Annotated in this window: 22 protein-coding genes and 1 pseudogene; 12 read left to right on the forward strand and 11 right to left on the reverse strand. The window is 56.1% G+C overall.

Annotated elements, in window-relative coordinates:
- The 7 genes from DDT56_RS24630 to glnQ all read left to right on the forward strand — a co-directional run.
- Positions 1-272, forward strand: a 272-nt coding sequence (locus DDT56_RS24630) for a hypothetical protein (protein ID WP_210417054.1), incomplete at its 5' end; no start/stop codon positions are given.
- 146 nt (positions 273-418) lie between these two features.
- Positions 419-2,410: a helix-turn-helix domain-containing protein gene (locus DDT56_RS19955; protein WP_136168145.1), complete on the forward strand. Its 1,992-nt coding sequence runs from the start codon at positions 419-421 to the stop codon at positions 2,408-2,410.
- Positions 2,407-3,111 carry an AzlC family ABC transporter permease gene (locus DDT56_RS19960; RefSeq protein ID WP_246856829.1) on the forward strand — a complete coding sequence of 235 codons (705 nt, stop codon included), beginning with the start codon at positions 2,407-2,409 and terminating at the stop codon, positions 3,109-3,111. Before DDT56_RS19955 ends, DDT56_RS19960 begins: the two co-directional genes overlap by 4 nt.
- Positions 3,095-3,457, forward strand: a complete 363-nt coding sequence (locus DDT56_RS19965; RefSeq protein ID WP_136168146.1) for an AzlD domain-containing protein — start codon at positions 3,095-3,097, stop codon at positions 3,455-3,457. Before DDT56_RS19960 ends, DDT56_RS19965 begins: the two co-directional genes overlap by 17 nt.
- A gap of 437 nt (positions 3,458-3,894) precedes the next feature.
- On the forward strand, positions 3,895-4,638 hold the full coding sequence (glnH, locus tag DDT56_RS19970) for a glutamine ABC transporter substrate-binding protein GlnH (protein WP_136168147.1): 744 nt from the start codon (positions 3,895-3,897) through the stop codon (positions 4,636-4,638).
- 26 nt (positions 4,639-4,664) lie between these two features.
- On the forward strand, positions 4,665-5,324 hold the full coding sequence (glnP, locus tag DDT56_RS19975) for a glutamine ABC transporter permease GlnP (protein ID WP_136168148.1): 660 nt from the start codon (positions 4,665-4,667) through the stop codon (positions 5,322-5,324).
- Complete coding sequence (glnQ, locus tag DDT56_RS19980; RefSeq protein WP_136168149.1) at positions 5,321-6,043, forward strand: glutamine ABC transporter ATP-binding protein GlnQ; 723 nt, start codon at positions 5,321-5,323, stop codon at positions 6,041-6,043. Before glnP ends, glnQ begins: the two co-directional genes overlap by 4 nt.
- A 149-nt stretch (positions 6,044-6,192) precedes the next feature.
- On the opposite strand, the gene DDT56_RS19985 is transcribed toward glnQ, so the two are convergent.
- The 6 genes and pseudogenes from DDT56_RS19985 to dinG all read right to left on the reverse strand — a co-directional run bounded on the left by DDT56_RS19985 (position 6,193) and on the right by dinG (position 13,559).
- Positions 6,193-8,052 (reverse strand): M3 family metallopeptidase, encoded by a 1,860-nt coding sequence (locus tag DDT56_RS19985; protein WP_136168150.1) that lies wholly within the window; start codon positions 8,050-8,052, stop codon positions 6,193-6,195.
- A 16-nt stretch (positions 8,053-8,068) separates the two neighbouring features.
- Positions 8,069-9,037, reverse strand: a complete 969-nt coding sequence (gene ybiB, locus DDT56_RS19990) for a DNA-binding protein YbiB (RefSeq protein WP_136168151.1) — start codon at positions 9,035-9,037, stop codon at positions 8,069-8,071.
- Positions 9,038-9,151: 114 nt separating this feature from the next.
- Positions 9,152-9,349 carry a hypothetical protein gene (locus tag DDT56_RS19995; protein WP_136168152.1) on the reverse strand — a complete coding sequence of 66 codons (198 nt, stop codon included), beginning with the start codon at positions 9,347-9,349 and terminating at the stop codon, positions 9,152-9,154.
- Positions 9,349-10,589, reverse strand: a pseudogene (gene clsB, locus DDT56_RS20000) (cardiolipin synthase ClsB). The gene DDT56_RS19995 and the pseudogene clsB overlap by 1 nt, the downstream one beginning before the upstream one ends.
- Entirely contained in the window at positions 10,586-11,347 is a 762-nt protein-coding gene (locus DDT56_RS20005) for an endonuclease/exonuclease/phosphatase family protein (RefSeq protein WP_136168154.1), read from the reverse strand. The pseudogene clsB and the gene DDT56_RS20005 overlap by 4 nt, the downstream one beginning before the upstream one ends.
- A gap of 112 nt (positions 11,348-11,459) precedes the next feature.
- The gene (dinG, locus tag DDT56_RS20010; RefSeq protein ID WP_136168155.1) at positions 11,460-13,559 is read right to left on the reverse strand and encodes an ATP-dependent DNA helicase DinG; all 2,100 of its coding nucleotides are present in this window, start codon (positions 13,557-13,559) and stop codon (positions 11,460-11,462) included.
- Between the two features lie 133 nt (positions 13,560-13,692).
- Between dinG and DDT56_RS20015 the strand changes: the two genes are divergently transcribed.
- The 3 genes from DDT56_RS20015 to DDT56_RS24855 all read left to right on the forward strand — a co-directional run bounded on the left by DDT56_RS20015 (position 13,693) and on the right by DDT56_RS24855 (position 15,392).
- Positions 13,693-14,532: a helix-turn-helix domain-containing protein gene (locus DDT56_RS20015; protein ID WP_136168156.1), complete on the forward strand. Its 840-nt coding sequence runs from the start codon at positions 13,693-13,695 to the stop codon at positions 14,530-14,532.
- Positions 14,533-14,581: 49 nt separating this feature from the next.
- A complete protein-coding gene (locus tag DDT56_RS20020; protein ID WP_136168157.1) occupies positions 14,582-15,214 on the forward strand; it encodes a LysE family translocator in 633 nt (210 codons plus the stop codon).
- 70 nt (positions 15,215-15,284) lie between these two features.
- Entirely contained in the window at positions 15,285-15,392 is a 108-nt protein-coding gene (locus DDT56_RS24855; RefSeq protein ID WP_246856830.1) for a hypothetical protein, read from the forward strand.
- 19 nt (positions 15,393-15,411) lie between these two features.
- Here DDT56_RS24855 and idi read toward each other — a convergent pair whose 3' ends face one another.
- Positions 15,412-15,954, reverse strand: coding sequence for an isopentenyl-diphosphate Delta-isomerase (idi, locus tag DDT56_RS20025; protein WP_136168208.1), 543 nt, complete (start codon positions 15,952-15,954; stop codon positions 15,412-15,414).
- Positions 15,955-16,026: 72 nt separating this feature from the next.
- Entirely contained in the window at positions 16,027-18,333 is a 2,307-nt protein-coding gene (bglX, locus tag DDT56_RS20030; protein WP_136168158.1) for a beta-glucosidase BglX, read from the reverse strand.
- A 320-nt stretch (positions 18,334-18,653) separates the two neighbouring features.
- Here bglX and DDT56_RS20035 point away from each other — a divergent pair, with 320 nt between their 5' ends.
- Entirely contained in the window at positions 18,654-19,340 is a 687-nt protein-coding gene (locus tag DDT56_RS20035) for a glutathione S-transferase family protein (RefSeq protein WP_136168159.1), read from the forward strand.
- A 60-nt stretch (positions 19,341-19,400) separates the two neighbouring features.
- Here the strand turns inward: DDT56_RS20035 and pbpG are convergent, their stop codons facing one another.
- From pbpG to DDT56_RS20050, 3 genes are all read right to left on the reverse strand, one after another.
- Positions 19,401-20,357 carry a D-alanyl-D-alanine endopeptidase gene (pbpG, locus tag DDT56_RS20040; protein WP_136168160.1) on the reverse strand — a complete coding sequence of 319 codons (957 nt, stop codon included), beginning with the start codon at positions 20,355-20,357 and terminating at the stop codon, positions 19,401-19,403.
- A gap of 137 nt (positions 20,358-20,494) precedes the next feature.
- The gene (locus DDT56_RS20045) at positions 20,495-21,004 is read right to left on the reverse strand and encodes a DUF6622 family protein (protein ID WP_136168209.1); all 510 of its coding nucleotides are present in this window, start codon (positions 21,002-21,004) and stop codon (positions 20,495-20,497) included.
- 47 nt (positions 21,005-21,051) lie between these two features.
- Positions 21,052-21,660, reverse strand: a complete 609-nt coding sequence (locus DDT56_RS20050; protein ID WP_136168161.1) for a LysE family translocator — start codon at positions 21,658-21,660, stop codon at positions 21,052-21,054.
- A gap of 113 nt (positions 21,661-21,773) precedes the next feature.
- On the opposite strand from DDT56_RS20050, the gene DDT56_RS20055 reads away from it, so the two are divergent.
- A complete protein-coding gene (locus DDT56_RS20055) occupies positions 21,774-22,664 on the forward strand; it encodes a LysR substrate-binding domain-containing protein (protein WP_136168162.1) in 891 nt (296 codons plus the stop codon).
- Positions 22,665-22,699: the final 35 nt, after the last annotated feature.

The following is a 22,699-nucleotide window of genomic DNA, read 5'->3' on the forward strand; positions in this document are numbered from 1 at the left end:
CTTATAAAACAAGAACCCCACGGAAAATGTGGGGTTCGTCAGCAATCTGGGGCCGCGTATGCGGCCTTTTTTTATGGCGGGCGTACTTGCCCGTCATAAAAAAAGCTGCCGCAATCGCCTCATGCTTTCACCTCACTACTCCGGCTCATACCATGAGGCGATATCGTGAAGTGAAAGCTGACGTAGGAGAAATAATTGTTTTGGATAAACCAGCAATCAACAACAGGGATAGTTGGTTGCTGCTGCTGGGTCAAAAACAGATAAACATCTAGTAACAGCGCATTGTGAGTATCGGATTACCGTCCGTCGCCCCTCATATCTCCTCTCTTTAGCGTTCTTTTTAAAGAACCACTTCTTGACGACAACAAAATTTGTTCGTTATATTGAATTAAATTGTTCTGTATAAGGAACCCCATTCATGGACACTTTCTCCACTCTAGCCAGTGAATTCCGTACTTCCGTTTCAGTTAACCTTACTAAAGTCAGGCAGACCAGAGGTATGACTTTGTCAGGCTTGGCGGAAGTTAGTGGTATAGGTAAAGCGACCTTATCAGGCATCGAAGCCGGTCGCGGCAACCCAACTATTGAAACTGTTTGGAAATTGGCCAGGGCATTAGATGTTCCATTTGGCGAACTTATTGACGCTGATAATGAGCAAACTGTTGATTCGGTTTCCGAAGGCGTCAGTGTTCGACTCATTAATCGACAAAATACACCGCGGGTGATAGAGACCTATATCATGGAGCTGGCACCACGCACTAAGCGTTATGCTGATAGTCATATGACAGGAGTGGAAGAAAGCGTAGTAGTGCTCAAAGGGCAGGTGCTGGTAGGGCAAAGTACTGCCCCGGTGTTCCGTTCGACTGGACAGAGCTATAGCTTCAAAGGTGATAGCCAGCACCTTTACCAAAGTTTAGGCGAACCCTGTTCGCTGATGGTTAGCGTGATTTACCCTGTTTTATCAGAGATAACTCTGGGCGCGTATGACGTACAACGCGACTGGCCTCAGACCGAAGAAGACTGGACCGGATTGAAGCAACAAGCCGACCGTATGGCTCTAGAGAGTCGCCAGGGAGTGAACGCGGTGCGTCTTAGTTTCAAACAGTTTCCTGTTGATAAACCATCTGCGTTTTCCCAATTGATGCAGAAGCTGGATGTGCCTGCGTTTTCTGGAGCATCAGGTTCACAGACATTTATTGTCGATGAGCAAGGGCTGATGCTGATTTATCTCTCTCGACAAGGTAAGCATACGTTATTACCGTTGCCTAAGCTTAACAATCCGATGCTGCGACAAGCTGTAGAACTTTGTAACCGTAGCTATTCGTTGTGGAACCCTCTGGATGAATCCGAGATAGCGATATTGCGTGAGCTTTCTCAGAGTAAATTGGTGTGTTTGTCTACTCTGGCTGCGGAGTCTTTGACCCGTCATGGTCATCCTGCTGTACCATTGCGGGCAGCACCTGCCTATGAACACACTGAAATGGTAGAAAAAAGCACTGATGTAGTGCTATTTGAAGATCGGATCAATGTTGATGCCTATGCCGCTTACGAACTAGTGCATCCAGCCTATGCTAAGCAGTCTGTAGCTATTGCTCTGTATCTGGAACAGATTTTTCAAGGACAGGCTGGACATATTCTTGATGTCGGCACCGGTCCCGGCTCACCGCTCAAGATGGTGTTGGAACTGATGCCGCAGTTGGAAGCCACAACAGTCGATCCGAGTGAAACAGCGTTTAATCATCTACAGAAACTTTTCAATGGATATGACAACGTTCACTCTCTGAAAGCCAGTATCACTGAACTGTCCGTACCGGAGAATCCCTATTTGGCAGCAATTTCCGTTGGTGCTTCTCGCCATCATGATACATTCGATTTTCTGACGTCTGTTCGTCGTCAGCTCAAGCCGGATGGGGTATTTATTGTCTCCGATGAAATGATCTGTCAGTTCGGTGATGCTCGGGAACGTAAGCTGGCTTTGATTTCCCATCATTTACAGTACATCGCTGATACACTGGCTCCAGTTCCTGTTGATGAGCTGGTTTCGCCGGAAGAATCTTTGATCCGAGCCATCCAGCATAATGTGCCGCTGGCTCTGTTTGAAGCTCGTACTGGCGATTTGGCGAGAGCCGAATATCGTTGCCGTAATTTGCTTGAATTACTGGAAAAATTGGTATTGCCTACTCAATCTGGTCATCCGTTACTTGCGTTTTACCGATTACATTTTCTGGAATTAGAAGCATTAGTCGCTGGCCTGGATTATGAGGTTGAACAGAAAACCCACCCGCGCTGTTTTACTGATTTAGCTTGTTCCGCTGGTTTTGACATCAGCTACCATCAGCGGCTGTATGCCACCTGTGGTCGGGATGAATGGGAGGCGGGGACGCACTTGTTTGTTCTCCGAGCATTATGATGACTCAGACCAAGGTGCGATGGGGGGCTATCAGAGCATCATTGCCGATTGTTACCGGCTATCTCCCCATTGCCTTTGCCTTCGGCATGGCTGGGGTTGTAAATGGATTACCGCCTTCTCTCCTCCTTGGTATGTCTGCATTTATTTTTGCTGGAGCCAGCCAGTTCGTACTGTTGGCAGCTATCCACTCTGGTGCTTCTTGGCTATTGGTACTGGGCCTATGCGCTTTAATGGATGCTAGGCATTTATTGTATGGCGCAGTACTGATCCCCAAATTGCCGGATGGTCTCCGGCAACAGTTGGTGACGGCTTTCACCCTGACTGATGAGGTGTTTGCCACCGCGTTGGTCAGAATGTTGGCAGTGGAAAAAAAACAGAGAAATCTTTGGCTAGGTTGGCTAGGCCTCAGCAGCTATTTGTCATGGTTGTTGGGTACTGCACTCGGCGCTTTTGCAGGTGTCAGGCTCAGCCAGAGCGTACCTCTCTTAGCTGAAGCTATGCCATTTGCTTTGCCAGCACTGTTTATAGTACTGGTTTATGAAAGTTTTAATCGCTCATCTCAATTACCGATCGTTATTTCAGCGTTTGCCGCCTCTTTTTGCTATTTACAAGGGATGACGGCGCTGGCGTTATTGGCCGGTGCGGTATGTGGCTGTGGAGCAGTGCTCATAAGGAGTAAGTATCATGATGTTGTCGTCTGATTTGGCTTGGATTGCGGTAATCGGCATGGCTCTTATTACCTACCTTACCCGAGCCTTGCCTTTTGCGATCAGAAAAAAAAGCAAGGCAAATACAGGTGAACGGGGAAATGGCTCACCGGTACTAGCGGCGTTAGGTCCGTCATTATTAGCAGCAATCACTGTTGTGACCGTTATTCCCGGTTTACGGGACGCAATAGAGATCGGTATCTCATCGCAATTAAGTTACTTAGTAGGCGTGGTGACAACATTGTTAATACTAAGGTTGTCGAATAATTCAGGAGTGGCCGTTATATCTGGAGTGGGCGCGTACGCATGCATTTTTTACCTAACTTCAATGTTAAGGTGAAATAAAAGATAATGTCATTTTGTAACTTTTACAGAGAGCCGCAATCCCTATCATTATTATAGGAATCTGAGGGGATCCCTCTGCCTCCCTGTGTTTTTTATGCCAGCGTTTCTGCCTCCCACTATCGCCGCATCGCGACTGGCGTACCATCCCCCAAATCAATGCTCAAAAAATTAACGCCCGCCCCCAATAATCCTCCACTACGCCAAACAACGGTTGTGTCCGCCGCACAAATTGGTTAATCATAACCACGCCCTGCATAAACGGCTATGGGGCGATAAACCATGCCGTTGGCTCGGTCATTAAGCGGAAATAGCGGGTGAAACACAGCATTCTGTAAGCAACCTTCTGTTCTAACAGGTTTTTATTCCAGAATATTATTGATATATGACCTGTCTGCCAAAAATTTCTCACAACGGATAATTAGGAAGGATTTAATGAAATCACTACTGAAAGCCTCTTTGGCCGCGTTGACGCTGACCCTGAGTATTTCCAGCCACGCGGCGGAGAAACAACTTATCGTCGCCACCGATACCGCCTTTGTTCCCTTTGAATTCAAGCAGGGCGACAAATATGTCGGTTTTGACATCGACCTGTGGGACGCCATCGCCAAACAGCTTAATGTAAGCTATACCCTGAAGCCGATGGATTTCGGCGGCATCATCCCCGCGCTGCAAACCCGTAATGTGGATCTGGCATTGGCGGGCATCACCATCACCGAAGAGCGCAAAAAGGCCATCGACTTCTCCGACGGTTATTACAACAGCGGCCTGCTGGTGATGGTGAAGGCCGATAACGACGACATCAAGAGCGAGAAAGATCTGGCAGGAAAAGTGCTGGCGGTAAAAGGCGGCACCGGTTCGGTTGATTACGCCAAAGCGAATATCAAGACCAAAGATCTGCGTCAGTTCCCGAACATTGACAACGCCTATATGGAATTAGGCACCAACCGCGCCGACGCCGTGCTGCACGATACGCCGAACATCCTCTACTTCATTAAAACCGCCGGTAACGGCCAGTTCAAAGCCGTGGGCGACTCCATCAAGGCACAACAATACGGCATCGCTTTCCCGAAAGGCAGCGACCTGCGCGACAAAGTCAACGGCGCGCTGAAAACACTGCGGGAAAACGGCACCTATGCTGAAATCTACAAAAAGTGGTTTGGCGTAGAACCTAAGTAATTGCCGCTTTAATCTGGAGATATTCCATGCAGTTTGACTGGAGCGCCATCTGGCCTTCTCTGCCTCTTTTGTTGGAAGGGGCGAAAATGACCCTGCTGATCTCGGTATTGGGTCTGCTGGGCGGCTTGGTTATCGGTGTTCTCGCGGGCTTTGCCCGCGCTTACGGCGGCTGGTTTTCCAGCCGTATCGCACTGGTGTTTATTGAAATCATCCGCGGCACGCCGATCGTGGTGCAGGTGATGTTTATTTATTTCGCCCTGCCGATGATTTTCACCTCCGTACGCATCGATCCGTTCGCCGCCGCCGTGGTCACCATCATGATCAACTCCGGCGCCTACATCGCGGAAATCACCCGCGGCTCGGTGCTGTCGATTCACAATGGCTTCCGCGAGGCCGGACTGGCGCTGGGATTGTCCCGCCGGGATACGCTGCGCTATGTCATCGCGCCGCTGGCGCTGCGCCGTATGCTGCCTCCGCTGGGCAATCAGTGGATCATCAGCATCAAAGACACCTCGCTGTTTATCGTCATCGGCGTGGCGGAACTGACCCGTTCGGGTCAGGAAATCATCGCCGGCAATTTCCGCGCGCTGGAAATCTGGAGCGCGGTCGCGGTGATTTATCTGTTTATCACGCTGGTGCTCAGCTTCGTCCTGCGTCGTCTGGAAAGAAGACTTAAGATTATATGATTGAATTTAAAAACGTTTCCAAACACTTTGGTCAAACCAAAGTTTTACACGACATCGATCTGAAAATTAATCAGGGTGAAGTGGTGGTGATTATCGGCCCTTCAGGCTCCGGTAAATCCACGCTGTTGCGCTGCATCAACAAGCTGGAAGAGATTACCAGCGGAGAGCTGATTGTCGACGGTCTGAGCGTTAGCGATCCCCGGGTCGATGAGCGGCTGATCCGTCAGGAAGCCGGGATGGTATTTCAGCAGTTCTACCTGTTTCCGCATCTTACCGCGCTGGAAAACGTGGCGTTCGGCCCTATCCGGGTGCGCGGCGCCAGTAAAGCGCAGGCGGAAAAGCTGGCGCGGGAGCTGCTGGCGAAAGTGGGACTGTCTGAAAGGGGGCATCACTATCCGTCCGAACTTTCCGGCGGTCAGCAGCAGCGCGTCGCCATTGCGCGCGCCTTGGCGGTGAAACCTAAGCTGATGCTGTTCGATGAACCGACCTCGGCGCTGGATCCCGAGCTGCGCCATGAGGTGCTGACGGTGATGAAGGATTTGGCGGAAGAAGGGATGACCATGGTTATCGTTACCCACGAGGTGGGGTTTGCGCATAAGGTGGCTTCGCGCCTGATCTTTATCGATAAGGGCCGCATTGCCGAAGATGGCGACCCGGAAACGCTGATTGGCAACCCGCCGAGCGATCGCCTGCGCGAGTTTTTACAGCACGTATCCTGACAAAAGGAGGTTGCAGACAAATTCGTCTGTGAACCTGAGATACACGGGCCTACCGTACCGAGGGGCACTACGGCCCCTCGCCACGCTCTCCCTAATATCGAACTTTGTTAATGGTCTGAAAGGGGGAATTCCCCCCTCTTCCATCCCTGTTACCGATCATATTCCCGTTCGATAAACGCGGCGAAATCCCGGCACATCACCTCGTCACCCTGCTGATTATCGGCAATCACCCGGCTGCCGTCGACAATCCGGATGCGGGCGGCCAGGTCGAAATCCGCCGCGGGCAGCGGACGCTGCGACGCCTGCTCGATGGCGGCTTCCGCCCGCTGCCAGGCCTCTTCCACCGTCAGGTTGCACGCCTGCGCCAGATAAGCGGGGTTGAAACCTTCGCCCGTCAGACTGCGCAAGGTATCATCATGGCTGACGCTATTGCCGGGCAGCCAGTAATGCCGCGCCAGGTCGGGGCCGATCGCCGCATTGTCGCTCAGATAACCGTCCCGCTGCAGGAAGTAATGCCGCGTTTGCTCCACCGCCATCAGCGCCAGCAGATATCCCTGATAGGAACAGGCAGACTCCATCGACAGCAGATGGGGGATCGCCAGCGTGGGCCGCGGACTGCCGCCAATCCCCAGAATGCGTTGTTCGATATCCCGCGCCAGTTTGGTTATCGCCTCCGGCGTGCGCTGCTCGTCGCTCCAGGAATAGAGTTCCCACTCAAAATAGGGCACCAGCAGAATATGGCGCTCGTTAAATGCGCGCATCGGCTGGCGCGTGCGGATATCGGCGCGGATAAGCTCATCGGGGATGACCTCACCCTGCCGGTTTTTCGCATAGCGTTTCAGCCAGTCGGCATCGTGCAGCAGGCTGTCGCAGAACATGGACTGCGTCTCCGCGTAAGCCATGGAGGTCGGCGGAAACTCCTGTGAAAAACAGGGGGCGTTCTGGCGAATATTGGCGAAATGCGCGGCGTGTCCGCCCTCATGGAACAGGGTATTGATGCCGCTGGCACCGCTGCCGACCTGATCCGGCTTCGCCAGGCTGGTAAAATTAATCCGCGCCGGGATCCACTCTCCCTGCTGAAAAAACGGCGGCACCGGGCCGTGCATAAAGCCATTTTCGTACTTGCCCTTGCGCACCAACAGGTCGAGCTGCATTTCCGCCCCGTTAAAGCCGATATGCAGACGCTTGAAACTGTTTAACCAGCGTTCCAGCGAGGCGGAGAACGGGAAATAGGGATCAAGCTGACGGGTTACGTCGCCGGCGCTGGCATAGCGAATATTCCAAGGCTGTAACGCCTGCGGCCCTTTTGCGGCGGCCAACTCCTTCAGGCTGCGGGCGTTCGCCTCCCAGGTTTGCTTTTCGAACGGATCGAGAATGGCGAAAAGCTGTTCCGGGGTCATCCGCTCGGTTTTATTCACCTTGTAATCGAAATAGTTGCGGTATCCCATCTGGCGGGCAAAGCGGTTGCGCAGGCCGATCAGCTCCGGGAAGCCGTTACGCAGCAGCCATTGTTCCAGATCCCGCAGCGCCTGTTGCGAGCTCTGCCGATACGCTTCGGTATCATTCGTCGCCTGGTTGGTCAGCAGTTCGCCCAATGATGCCGCGACCCGCTCGCCGTTGGCGTCCAGATGCGTCATTTCATAGCCTTTGCGCTTGGCGTACAGCGCGCTTTCCGCCGCGATGATCTCATCCATCAGCGCCTGCGCCTTGGCATCTTCAATCACGTTGCAGTCAAAAAAGCGATACCACCCGCGCAGACCGTGCAGCAACGCCCGCTGGTCGTCATTCGCCGGGCTATTTTCCAGCGCGGCAAGATGATCGCGTAATTCAACCAGCCGCTGCGGCTGGGCGATAAAACGTTTATAAGCGCTTTCCGCCGCGGAAAAACGGGCCGATACCTCCTCGTCCCCGGTTCCCATATACAGTTGCCAGAACAGATCTTCTTTGGTTTGGTGAACCGCCAGATAGTCGCGGTTCAGCGCATTAAAATAATCCACAGCCTGTTGCATGATTGCTTTCTCTCTCTTAACCCAGACGTTTTCCGATGCTTGCCACCGCCTGCTCCATCGACGGCGCGTCGCCGCCGGCCACCAGGCAGCTGGCCAGTTGCAGACGAATCGCCTGCGGCAACGCTATCTCCCCCGCCAGACATTGCGCCGTCCAGCGCGCCGTTGTCGCCGCATCTTTCGCTATCGGCAAACCGTCCGGCGCCGGCGCGATATCCTGACGCAGTTGCAGAACCTGCGTATCCTGCTGATGAATAAAATGAATTTCAGGACAGCGTTGGGGATTGGCGTACACCTCCCCTTCGGTACCCTGCATCAACAGCGCCCGACCATGGATATCCTTGAAAAAAGTGCCGACGCGGGCAATATATTCGGGGTGCGATACGCTGGCGAGCCGCAGCGCGCCGCTTTCGGCAAAGGGCGTGGCCAGCTTGGCCAGGGTATGGCTGCTATTGCGCACCCCCATACGCCAGCGCAGCTGCAGCTGCCGGTCGATTGGCGGACACAGCAGCGAGATGGGAATAAACAGCGGCTCGCCCTTATCCAGCAGCCGTTGCGCCTGTTCGGCGCTTTCCACCGCTGGGATCCCCAGATTATGCAATATCTCGGCGCTGGTAACGCGGGTGGGATCGTCGCTCACGCCGTGGACCACCACCGGATAACCCAGTTTCGCCAGCAGAAGCGCCAGCAGCGGCGTCAGATTGGCCTGTCTTCTCGCCCCGTTATAGCTGGGGATCACCACCGGCATCGGCCCCTGCTCCGGCGGCCGCAGGCGCAGAACCCGCTCGCTCATCGCCTGATAAAAACCGAGCATCTCGGATTCAGACTCGCCTTTGATGCGAAAGGCAATCAGCAGCCCGCCCAGCTCAAGCTCCGGCACGTCCCCATCCAGCATACGGCGGTAAAGTTCATAGGCGGTTGCCTGATCCAAATCGCGGGCATGGTTCTTACCGCGTCCGACCTCTTTAATAACCTTGGTGTAATCCATGCTGGCCTCTCGTTAACGACGACGTCGTTGGTAGCTTATCTCACGAAAATAGCATGTTTCGCTTTGTTATTAACAATGTAAAGAATGACCATGCAGGGCAAAAACAGGCGCTATTTATCCACGAACGGAGCCTTTCTGGTTATTCGCCCGCAATGTTTCGGCCGACTCTCCAGTATCAGATAGCCGATCATCGCCAGGAACAGCGGCAGAAAGAAATAAAGCGCGCGATAAACCAGCAGGGCGGCGACGGAAATAAGAAAAAGCCAGGTAAGGTTTTTTTGCCAGACGCCGGCGCGGATAGGATTTTGACATCAGGGTTTCACTCCTGGGTTTCCGTTTTAACGCGATCCTGGGTTTCAATCTCCGGCTGCACCGGGGGCGGCACCTGCGCCAGCTTCGGCGTATGGGCGGGCAGCCAGCCGAGCAATGCCGGGAAATAGCGCAGGAAGTGGAACACCACAACGCTTTGGGTCAGGTTCCACCAGGTGCGTTTCGGCGCCATCGATTCATCCACGCGTACGCAGTCATTGGCGATAATAGGGTTGAGATTGTCGCGCAGCGTCTGGTTAAAGGCGCGATCGTGAACGATCAGGTTGGCTTCCAGATTGAGCGACAGACTGAGAGGATCGAGATTGCTGGAGCCGACCGTCGCCCAGTGCCCATCCATCAGCGCCACTTTGCCGTGCAGCGGGCGGCGGCGATATTCATAAATCTGCACGCCGCCTTTCATCAGATAGCGGTAAAGCAGGCTCGCGCCGACTTTGACGATCGGCATATCCGGCTCGCCCTGCACGATAAGCTTCACCCGCACGCCGCGCCGCGCCGCGTTGCGCATGGCATGCAGAAAGCGATAGCCGGGGAAGAAATAGGCGTTGGCGATAATCACCTCGCGCTTTGCATTGGCCAGCATCTTCAGATAGTGACGCTCAATATCATCGCGATGCGCTTCATTGTCGCGCCAGACGAACAACGCCTGCGCTTCGCCGGGCTTCGGGTTCTCTTCCGGGCGATGATGGCGCGCCCACCAGCGGCGCGCGGCGCCCTGGCCGGAGAGGTTTTCCAGCTCAAACAGCGAAATGTCGCGCACCACCGGTCCTTCAACCTGCACGGCGTAATCCTGCTTGGCCTGCGGGCCGTAGTCGGACATATGCTCGTCGGAATAGTTAATCCCGCCGACAAACGCCACCCTATCATCCACCACCACAATTTTGCGGTGCAGCCGCCGGAACACGTTGGTGCGCATGCCAAACAGGCGAGGACGCGGATCGTAGTAACGGAACACCACGCCGGCAGAGGTGAGTTCATTGACGAATGTTTTGCTCAAATCCGCCGAACCGTAGCCGTCGAGTAAAACCTCCACCTTCACGCCGCGCCGCGCGGCGCGCAACACGATGTTCTGAAGCTTGCGGCCCACGTTATCTTCAAACCAGATAAAGGTTTCAAGGATGACTTTACTCTGCGCATTGCCGATGGCGTTAAACACCGCCGGGTAATAGCGATCGCCATTTTCCAGTAATGTGATCCGGTTTCCTTCTCGCCATGAACATTTCATAAGTGTATTTCCGCACTTAAAGGGGCGTGGTCGGACAGATGACGCCAGCTGCGCAAAGCCAGCGCGGTCGGACTACTGGCATAAGCGTTTTTCACATAAATCCGATCGAGACGCAACAGGGGAAAGCCCGCCGGGAAAGTGCGCGCGGGTCTGCCGCGCGTGCGGGTGAAGATCTCCTCGAGTCCGGCCTCGGCCTGCAAAAGAGGATTGGCGTACTGGCGCCAGTCGTTGAAATCGCCGGCCACGACCACCGGTTCGCCTTCGGGCAGTGAATTGACCCATTTCGCCATCATCATTAGCTGCGCCCGGCGATGCGATTCCCACAGGCCAAGATGCACCGAGGCGACATGAATGGGAAAAGCCAGCTCCGGCGGCGCAATCCGGCAATAAAGCAATCCGCGCTTCTCGCTTTCACCCACCGAGACATCATGATTTTCATAATGCGCAATAGGAAAACGCGACAATACCGCATTACCGTGGTGACCTTCGGGATAGACCGCGTTGCGCCCGTAGGCGTAGTCGCTCCAGATGGTGTCGGCAAGGTATTCGTAGTGCGTGGTGTCCGGCCAGTTTTCTACGCGTAATGGATGCACTTCATGGGCGCCCATCACTTCCTGCAGGCAGACGATATCCGCGCTGACGGTGCGTACCGCGTCACGCAGCTCAGGCAAAATAAAGCGGCGATTAAACGCCGTGAAGCCTTTATGGGTGTTAATGGTGAGCACTTTCAACGAAAAATGCCGGGGTTGTCGGGTCATATTCTCCTGGCGGCGTCACTATCCTGATGAAAATAAAGTGTAGTCTGCCGGCCAATCTTGTCGATGCCGCGCTCAAAATCGGTCAACAGGCCTCGCGACAACCCGTCAGAGATTACGGCATCTCCCTTTCCTCAATGGGAAACACCGGCAGCGCGCCAAGCAGTTGGCCGCCATAGCCTTTGGTCAGCAGGCGGCGATCGTAAATAACGATTTCGCCGAAGCACTCATGGCTGCGGATCAGTCGCCCCACCTGCTGAATAAGGCTGAATGAGGCGCTGGGGAGGCTTTGCACCACGAACGGCTGACGTTTCAGACTTTTCAGCCATTCGCCTTCCGTCAGAATGATCGGGCTGTCAATCGGCGGGAAAGCGATTTTATGGATATGCACCTGGGAAAGCAGCTCGCCTTTCAGATCCAGCCCTTCGGCGAAGGACTGCAAACCGATGAGTACGCTGGTCTGCCCTTCCTCCACCCGCTGGCGGTGTAGTTCAACCAGCCGATAGCGCGGTTTATCGCCCTGAACCAGCAGCATCAGCCGCAGGTCGGCGACCTGCATCAGGAAAAGCTGCATGGCGCGCTGGCTGGCGAACAGCATCAACAGGCCGCGATGTTTGCCCCGTTGCAGCTCGGCGCGGAAAAAGCGCGCCATTTCGGCAATATGCTGCGCCTCGCTTTTCAGCAAGGGTTCGTGGCGCATTTTCGGGATCACCAGCCGCCCCTGTTCCCGGTGATTGAACGGCGAATCCAGCGCCAGAAAACGGTCGCCGGCCGGCTCATTCAGACCGGACAGCTCCTGCAAGCGCGAAAAACTGTTTAACGACCGCAGCGTCGCCGAGGTCACCACCACGTGCGGCACATTGTTCCACAACAGCTTTTCCAACTGGTCGCACACGCGGATGCCGGCGCAGTGCAGCAACAGGTGCCCCTGTCCCTCGCGGATATCGCGGGTGAGCCATTTGGATACCGGCGCATTGGAGGATTTTTCCATCGCCGCCAGACGCCACAGCTTGCTCAGAGACTCCAGATAGCCCAGCAGCCGGCTCATTTTCAACAGCGTCTGGTGTAAACGCACCACGTCATGTTTGCCGGTTTTCTCGCCGAGGTCGTTGAGCATATATTCCGTCAGCCCGCGCAGACTATCGGTAAGTTTAAACAGGCGGATACAGTTTTCGCGCATCTCCTCCGGCATTTTTCCCAGCGGAAAGCGGTACTCGTTTTCCGCGCTCTCCGGCGGCAAAAACAGTCCGCATAGCTGCGCAAACGACTGCGCCGCGTCGCGCAGCTCCTCGCAGTGGGCGGTCAGCCGTTCGCCGTGCGCCAGGCGCGGCGGCGACTTCGGAGCAAACTGCGCCATACACAGCCCAATCTGCTGCACCACCTGCTCCAACTGCAGGGCGATATGACCGGGCGTGACGTCGCCGGACATTTCCAGCGTATCGCGGGCGACGTCGGGAATATGGTGCCCTTCATCCAGCACCAGCAGCATATGTTTCGGGTTCGGCAACACCGATTCGCTTTCCATCGCCGCCATCACCAGCGCGTGGTTGGTTACCACCACATCGGCGTTTTCAATCTCGCGCCGGGCGATAAAAAACGGACACTCGCGGAAATAATGGCAGTTATGGCCCAGGCAATTGGCCTTGTCGGTGCTGAGTTTGCGCCACAGGCCGTCGGCGATGGATTCCTGATAGTGATCGCGCAGGCCGTCCCAGGCGTGGCCTTGCAACGCCGTGGCGATACGTGCGCACTTGCCCTGCTCCTCGCGGCTGGACGGCGCTAGCTCATCGCCCAGATAGAGGGTTAAATCGCCCTGCGCATCAGCGTCCGTCGCCAGCATCGCCAGATTGCGCGGGCACACATAGCGCCCGCGGCCAAACGCCGCGGTGAAGGTCAGTTCGGGAATGAACTTCTGCAACAGCGGTAAATCCTTGCTGAAGATCTGATCCTGCAGGGCCACGTTCGCCGTGCTGACCACCAGCGTTTTTTCTTCCGCCCGCCCGACCGCGATGCCGGGGATCAGATAGGAGAGCGTTTTGCCCACCCCGGTCGGGGCTTCGATAGCCAGATGACGCGGATAGTCGCCCGCCAGCGTTTTCGCCACTTCGGCAATCATCTGTCGTTGGGGTATGCGGGGAATAAAATCCGGGATCTGCTGTTGCAGGGCCTTATACCATTGGCCGATCTGCTGTTTTATTGCGGGGGACAGCGCCATGCATTCTCTGTATTCAGTCAATCCGGCCGCTATTGTCCCACAGACCGGGCATAACGTCAGCCGATATCGCCGCTCGACAAATTTCCGCGCGCCGATTAGGGTAACAGTCTGTTTTGATAGCGGGCCGTTCACCATGTCATCCGTTCATACTGTCGATCAAGCATACTGGTTTTCACCGCTGCTGCCGCACGTGGAGAGCCGCTCGACCTGGCGCAGCGGCCATGCCTATAAAACGCACAGCCATGAACAGTTCTCCATCGGCGCCATCGAACAGGGTTCGACGCTCTGCCATTACCGCGGGGAGATTCGCCGGCTACGGGCGGGCGACCTGATTTTTATCGATCCGCGCCAGCCGCACAGCTGTAATCCCCTGCCCGGCCAAACCCGCAGTTATCATATGCTGTATCTGGACACGGCATGGTGCCTGAAACGGCTGTCCGAACGCTGCGGATTTCCGGTTACGTCGCTGCACTGCCGCTGCGTTATTCTGCGCGACCCGGCGCGGTTTACCCGCTATCAACGGCTGATCGGCCAGTTGCATCGCGGAGAGGTAGCGGCGGCCGGACAAACGCTGAACCAGTTGATTACCCCGCTATTGCTGCAATACTGCTCCCCGCTTGCGCCGCCCGAACCGTTGCCCGCCCAGCCTACCACGCGCCACGTACGCCAGCGCCTGTTGAGCGACCTGCAGCAAGCGCCGTCGCTGGAAACCCTGGCGCAAGAGTTGAACGTGCGGCGGGAAACCATCGTGCGGCAATTTCGCCAGGATACCGGCATCACGCCGATGGCTTTTCTTAATAATGCGCGGATTGAATACGCCAAAACCCTGCTGAAAAATGGCGTCCCGCTGGCCGATGCCGGCTATCAGAGCGGATTTTGCGATCAAAGCCACTTCCATAAAATCTTCGTGCGATACACGGCGGCAACGCCCGGACAGTATCGTCAGGCGCGATCAATATTTGACAATAAATAGCGACATCAATGGCCTAGACTGACCTCGTTCATTCTGCGAGGTCATCGTTATGTTAATCGGTACTTTTTTTCCCGCCAATTTTCCCGCGCTGGCGCTGGCTCATTTTGTGGCCCTGCTGAGCCCCGGTCCGGACTTCTTTCTGTTGACCGCTTACGCCATCCGTTACCGTTTTCGCGGCAGCGCCGGGATCTGTCTGGGCATTGCGCTGGGAAACGGCATGTATATTCTGCTGGCGACCATCGGCTGGGCGGGTATGCAGCACTCAACGCGGCTGTTTTCCCTTATGGAACTGGGCGGCGCCTGCTATCTGCTGTGGATCGGTTATCAGTTGCTGACAAGCCGCTCAGCGCATCGGCTCTCGGCCGCGCGGCAGGCGGACGGCCGCCCGTCCTTTGCCCGGCAAATTCTGCTGGGGCTGGGATCCGCGCTGCTGAACCCCAAAAATATGCTGTTTTATATCAGCCTGATGACCACGATCCTCGGTCAGCACGTCACCGTAACCCAGCAGATGGTCAGCGGCGGCTGGATGTTCTTCGTGGTGCTGGGCTGGGATCTGCTGGTGGCCGCGCTGATGACGCTGCCGCTGATACAGCAGCGGCTTGAGCGCTATCTGACTCCTATCGAACGCGGCGCCGGCGTCATTTTGCTCGGCTTCGGCTTGATCTTGCTGTTTCACCGCTGAATGCCATTCCCGCCTTGTTTAAGGCGCCGAAGGCTTTATAATTCAGGGCAATTAACCAAAGGATAACCTGATGACTTTAAGCAAAGCAGGCATTATCGGGCTGTTTGCCCTGTGCGCCATCGGCGGCGTCGGCGGCGTTATGCTGGTGGGTTACATTATTATCATGCGCGGCGGTTAATCGTCCCCCGCCAGATAGGCTAACCCTGGCGCTGCGCCGCGTGAAATTGCCCCCAATAGGCCGGAATACGCGAGAATGTCAGTTTGAACCAGGATGTAAATAGCTCCGGCGAGGCGACCATGCGCCGTTCGATCTGCTCCAGCGACAGATACTGATACTCATCCGCTTCATCGGGATTGAGCTGAGGGAGTTCATCGGTGATCCCGAAATAGACGTGTCCGAATTCGTGTTCGATCAAGCCATTGCTCAGCGGCAATCGGTAACTCAGCGTAAACATCGGCGTAAGGGCGCAGCGCAGCCCCATTTCCTGATACAGGCGGCGGTGCGCCGCCTGAAGCGTCTCCTCGCCCGGAGCCGGATGGCTGCAGCAGGTATTGCTCCATAGCCCGCCGCTGTGATATTTCGCCCTGGCTCGCCGCTGCAGCAATAGCTGCCGGCGCGAATTGAAAATATAAACGGTTATCGCCCGGTGCAACGCGCCTTGTACGTGCGCCTGCTGCTTTTCCATCACGCCTGTCGGCCTGTCGTTTTCATCAACCAGAATGACTTCCGTCAACGGCATACTTCCTCCCTCGGCAATTGCCATACACAGCCTGATGCGCCGCCGACGGCGCATCGGCGGCGCGACGTTCAGTTATAGCATAGTGAAACGCCGGCTTTTAACCCGCTGCGAATCCAGACCGATAAACACATCATATTCACCGGGCTCGACGACCTGCTGCATACGGGCGTTGTAGAATGTCAGCGCGTCCCGATCGATAGGGAAACTGAGGGTGCGCGTTTCTCCCGGACGCAGCATCACTTTTTGGAAACCGCGCAGCTCTTTCACCGGACGGCTGACGGATGCCACCACATCATGCAAATACATCTGCACCACGGTCTCGCCGGCCCGATCGCCGGTGTTTTTCACCGTAACGCTGGCCGTTACCACGCCGTTGCGCGGCATGGTCCGGCTGGACAAGCGCACGTCCGATACGCTGAAAGTGGTATAGCTCAGGCCGTAACCAAACGGATAGAGCGGCCCGTTGGCTTCGTCATAATAGTGCGAGGTGTACTTGCCGGGATTTTCCGGCGTATAGGGACGGCCGGACGGCAAATGGTTATAGTAGATGGGAATTTGACCGACGGAGCGCGGGAAGGACATCGGCAGCTTGCCGGACGGGTTATAGTCGCCGAACAGCACGTCCGCAATCGCGTTGCCCCCTTCCGTTCCGCTGAACCAGGTTTCCAGCAGCGCGTCCGCCTGTTGATCCTCACGCACCAGCGCCAGCGGGCGACCGTTCATCAGCACCAGCACCAGCGGCTTGCCGGTGGCTTTCAGTGCCGCAATCAGGTCGCGCTGACTTTGCGGCAGGTCGATATTGGAACGGCTGGAGGCTTCGTGCGCCATGCCCGCCGCTTCCCCCACCACCGCAACCACCACGTCGGCCTGCCGCGCCGCCCGCACCGCTTCGTCGATCATTACCTGCGGCGGGCGTTTATCCACCTGAACCGCCTCTTCATACAGATTAAGGAAATCAATAATCCCCTGGTGATTGCTGATATTGGCGCCTTTGGCGTACAAAATCCCGGCGTTGCCGCCCACCGCGTTCCTGATGCCCTGATAAACCGTGATGGTCTGCCGGGTGACGCCGGCGGCGGACCAGCTTCCCATGGTATCGCGCTTGCTGTCGGCCAGCGGCCCGACCACGGCGATCGTCCCCTGCTTTTTCAGCGGCAGCGTCTGCAGGCGGTTTTTCAGCAGCACCAGACTCTTGCGCGCCACTTCACGCGCTTGCAGCCGGTGTAAGCGGCTTTCCGCGTTGGTATCGACCGGATCGGCGTCCGCCGGCCCCAGGTGGCGATACGGGTCCTGGAACAGCCCCATATCATATTTAACGTTCAGCACCTGGCGGCAGGCTTCATCGATTTCCCGCTCGCTCACCGCGCCGCTTTTCACCAGTTCGGGCAGATAGCGGATAAAATATTCATCGCTCATGCTCATGCCGACGCCGGATTTCAGAGCCAGAAGGGAAGCATCGCGCGGGTTGCCGGCCACGCCGTGCTTAATCAGCTCCTTAATCGCCCCGTGATCGGTAATGGTGATCCCTTTAAACTGCCACTGGTCGCGCAGAATATCTTTCAGCAGCCAGCTGTTGCTCGTCGCCGGCGTACCGTTAATCGAATTCAGCGCCACCATCACCCCGCCGCTGCCCGCATCGATCGCCGCTTTATAGGGCGGCATATAATCCTGAAACATACGCTGCGGGCTCATATCCACGGTGTTATAATCGCGCCCGCCTTCCACCGCGCCGTAAAGCGCGTAGTGCTTCACGCTGGTCATCAGGGAGTGACGCGCCGTCAGGTCGTCGCCCTGGAAAGCCTTTACCACCACGCCGGCTATCTTGCCGGTTAGCCAGGTATCCTCGCCGAAGCCTTCGGATACCCGTCCCCAGCGCGGGTCGCGGGTAATATCCACCATCGGCGCCCAGGTCATATTCAGGCCGTCCTCCGTGGCTTCATAGGCGGCGATACGCCCGCTCAGGGCGATGGCGTCCATATCCCAGCTGGATGCCAGCCCCAGCGCGATAGGGAAAATGGTGCGCTGGCCGTGCACCACGTCGTAGGCGAAAAACAGAGGGATTTTCAGGCGGCTAAGCTGCATCACCTGATCCTGCATGGCGCGGATATCGGGCCGCGTGACGGTATTGAAAATCGCCCCGACCTGACCGTTCCTGATCATCTCGCGAATGGCCTCTTTCGGATTATCCGCCCCGACGCTGATCAGCCTGAGCTGGCCGATTTTTTCGTTTAGCGTCATTTTCCCTATTAAATCAGAGACAAAGGCATCACGCTGCTGGTGTGACGGCGTCACATATGGCGGTGCGGAGGCGGTTTCCTGAGCGAATAGCGGATTACAGGCAAGTCCAATAGCGATAGTCAGTGAAGTAAGCCATTTCATTCTTTATACAAGACCCCATCAATCCAGGCATCAGGACAGGTTACTGAGGCGCAAGACAGGTTTGAAGATAAATCGGCCAAGGCGCCATAAAATCCGGCGGTGTGAAAACGCATAATGGATTCTCCGCCCGCCGCGCCTATGCACTCGAATACACAGCGCGTAATCATAGTGTATTTATTTACCTTTGATTGAGTAAAAACTGCAAAAATAATGCGATTCGTTGCACAGCAGACACATTCTCCCCATGAATTTGGCGCGCCGGATGACCTCCGGCGAATTTCGTGCTAATGCTAATGTTCTGATAATAAGGAGCCTAAGATATGTATCAGCTGTATATCGCCAATAAAAACTACTCCTCCTGGTCGCTGCGCCCCTGGGTATTGCTACAGGCGCTATCCATTCCTTTTGCCGAGAAGCTGGTGACATTCGTCTCCGCCGGGGCGAATCCCGCCTTTAAAGCCTTTTCCCCTTCGGCGAAAGTGCCCTGCCTGATTGACGGCGACACCACCGTCTGGGACTCCCTGGCGATAACCGAATACCTCGCCGAGCGGCATAAGGAAGTGTGGCCCGCCGATACCAAAGCCCGGGCCTGGGCGCGCTGCGCCGCGGCGGAAATGCATTCCGGCTTTAACGCCCTGCGCGGCAGCTGCGCCATGAGCTGCGGCGTAAAAGTCAAAATACACGATATCACCCCGGCTTTGAGCAACGATTTAAAACGGCTTAACGAGCTGTGGCTGGAAGGCTTAACCCGCTTCGGCGGCCCGTTTCTGGCGGGGAAGGATTTTTCCGCCGTGGACGCCTTTTTTGCTCCGGTGGTATTTCGTATTCGCACCTACCAGTTGCCGGTGGCGCCGCAAGCCGCGGCCTACTGCCGGCATATGCTCGCCCAGCCGGCCATGCGGCGCTGGCTGGAAGATGCGCTGGCGGAAACCTGGCGTGAGTCGGAGCATGAAGAGGATGTCGCCCGCGCCGGGGAGATTATCGAGGATTTACGGGCCGGCGGCTGATGAATAAGGTCCTGAGTCAGAGCCTTACGATTGCAAATCTCACCGCCGCCGCGCCGGCGGTTACTCTATCCCCGCGCTATCGGCGCTTGCCATGGCCTGAGGCTGCCGCGAAGCCAGCGCCTTCTGTTTTTTGTAGCTTAACGCGGCGGTGGGAACCGCGCTGATCTTACCGGTTTCCATCCATTTGCGCAGCCGGCTGGCGTCGGCGAAATGGGTGTATTTGCCAAACGCATCCAGCACCACCAGCGCCACCGGGCGCTGATTAATCACGGTGCGCATCACCAGGCAGTGCCCGGCCTGATTAGTGAACCCCGTTTTGGTCAGCTGAATATTCCAGTCCGGCTTATACACCAGGTGGTTGGTATTACGGAACGGCAGGACGTACGCCGGATGGGAAAACGTCACCATTTTCTCATGGGTGGTGCTGAGCTGGCTGAGTAAAGGATATTGTTTGCTGGCGATAAGCAACCGGGTAAGGTCGCGCGCGGTGGAAACGTTATGGATAGACAACCCGGTAGGCTCCACATAGCGCGTATGCTTCATCCCCAATGCCCGCGCCTTGGCGTTCATGGCGGCGATAAAGGCGCGATAACCGCCGGGATAGTGGTGCGCCAGGCTGGCGGCGGCGCGGTTTTCCGACGACATCAGCGCCAGCAGCAGCATATCGCGGCGGTTGATTTCGCTGTTCAGACGCACGCGAGAATACACCCCTTTCATTTCCTCCGTCTGGCTGATATCAACGGCGAGCACCTCGTCCAACGGCTGATTGGCGTCCAGCACCACCAGCGCCGTCATCAGTTTGGTCACCGAGGCGATGGGGACCACCACGTCCGGATTAGTGGAATAGAGGATGCGGTTATCGCGTAAATCCACCACCATGGCGCTGCCGGAGGCGATTTCCTGCTGCGCGGCAATCGCCGCTTTGGCGGGAGATTGCGCCAATACCGGCGGAATAACCAGCATATTGGTTGACAACAACAGCATACCAAACAAAGAGAGCCTGAATTTTTTATTCATTATTCAACTGCTTAAACAGTATTCTGTTAAATGGGAAGAGAGAGACCGGCAAATTATAATTTACCGCCGTTCGCCGCGCACCCAGGCAATGGAAAAACCTTTGTGACAAAGTTTAACAAGCCCTGCGGCTCTCTCCTTTAACCGTGGCGCACCGGCACGTTGCGCATCTGGTTTAGCAGACGAATGCCGATGCCGCTGAAGATCCCCGCCGTTATTCCCCCGGCGGCGCCGGACAGCGCACAGAACAGGACGCTGTTCGCCAGCTCCGGGAACCTTGCCAGCTGCATGGAAAAATAGAACCGCAGACCAAAGGTCAACAGCATTAACGCCAGCGGCACAGACGATCCGGCGCGCTCGAAGCGGCGGATCTCCCCCCGGTAAACGCCGGCGCTTTTCCCCAACCGCCATCCCAGGCCCAAGCCGATTATCAGCGCCAGCAAAAAGCCGCCGGCCGCGGCTTCAACCATCGCCAACGTATGGAAAATCGCGGCGACGCCCCAGCACAGAAAAACCATCGGCAGCACCAGCAGGCGGCTCAGGGACTGTTGCCTCGGTCGCCGGGCTTTCATCCCGGCATAAAGCAGATAGGCCAGCGCCATCCACACCCACAAAGGGGTATGGCGGATGATGACCAGATAGTTTTCCATAACATTCATTTACTCATGATAAAAACACCTGGGGCGCATAATACCGCTCAGTGCAGGATCATCATACCCGCCAGGATCATTAATCCGCTGCCGACCGCGCGGTTAATCCAGGCGTAGCCGCGGTTGATCTTCTCCTGAAGCGCGGGCGTGGTCAGGAATAACGCCACCAAAGCGAACCAGGCAAAATGCGCCAGCGACATAAAAGCGCCGTAGCCCAGTTGATACAGCAACGGCGTTTGCGGGTTGACCACCTGTAAAAAAGTGCTTAATACGAACAGGGTGGTTTTCGGATTTAACGCGTTGGTAAAAAATCCCTGCCGAAAATAACGCCAGCCGCCGAACGTCTGATTGGTTATCACGGCGGCGTCCCTACCCGGTCTGGTATCGGTAAACGTTTTATAGCCAAGATACAGCAGATAGGCCGCGCCCAGATATTTGATCAGCGTATAGAGTTGCGGCGTCTGGCTCATGATGGCCGCCACCCCCAACAGGGTATAGGCGACGTGCAGCAGTACGCCCACGGCAATGCCCGACGCCGTCAGTATGCCCGCCTTTCTTCCGCCGGTTAAACTGTTGCGCGTCACCATGGCGAAATCCGCCCCCGGACTGATTACCGCCAGACAGGTAATCGCCATCACCGCTAAAAACTCCACCATATCGTCCTTTATCCTCAGTCAGTTATGCATAATGCGCAGGTAAAGTAATAAGTGGAAACGGCGCGCGGGAAAATCGATAATAACTCACATCCATCTGTGACGAGCGTTCACCAATGACGAAAAAACTCCCGCCGCTCAATCTGTTGCATACCTTTGACGTGGTGGGCAAACGCCTGAGCATGACCGAAGCCGCGCGGGATTTGCACCTCACCCACGGCGCGATCAGTAAACAGATTAAAGCGCTGGAGGCTCATCTGGGTTTCCCTTTGATTGAACGCGACGGCAGAGGCATTCGCCTGACGGCGCAAGGACGCGAACTGCACCCGGCGTGCAGCCGCGCCGTGGCGCTGGTTTCCGCCGCCATCGACAAACTCTCGTCGCAACCCGATGCGCCGCTGACGGTGTCCTGCGAGCCTACGCTGTGCATGCGCTTCCTTATTCCCCGCCTTCCGGCTTTTAAGCAGGCGCACCCGGACATCGATATTCATCTGCTGGCGGCCGGAGGCAATATCGACCTGGCGCAGAGCCGGGTCGATATGGCGCTGCGGCGGGATGATTTCGTCTTTGACGAGCGCTATTTTTCACAGCGGATTATCGCGGAATATACCGCCCCCGTCTGTTCGATACGCCAGGAGCATAGTGAAAGGCTGAGCACCTATTTGCATACCGCATCGCGTCCCGACGCCTGGAAAATCTGGCAGGCGCAGGCGTCGTTGCCGCGGGACCATCAGGCTGCGCAGCATCGCTATTTTGAACATTTTTATCTGACGTTGCAGGCGGCCGAAAGCGGGCTGGGCGTCGCCATCGCCTCGTTGTTTATGGTCGAACAGGAATTAACCGATGGCCGTCTGGCGACGCTGGCGCCATTTCAGCCGGACGGCAGCCAGTACATTCTTCTGTCGGCCCGCCCTATCGACGGCGATCGCCGCTATCAGGCATTCCGCGACTGGCTGATTGCGGAAATGGCGGACGTCGAGCGGCGTTTCAGCGGTCTGAAAACCTGAAAAACAGGGAAAACCGGATAGCGTTCACCGCCTAT

Source organism: Brenneria corticis, assembly GCF_003115855.1.
GTDB lineage: Bacteria > Pseudomonadota > Gammaproteobacteria > Enterobacterales > Enterobacteriaceae > Brenneria > Brenneria corticis.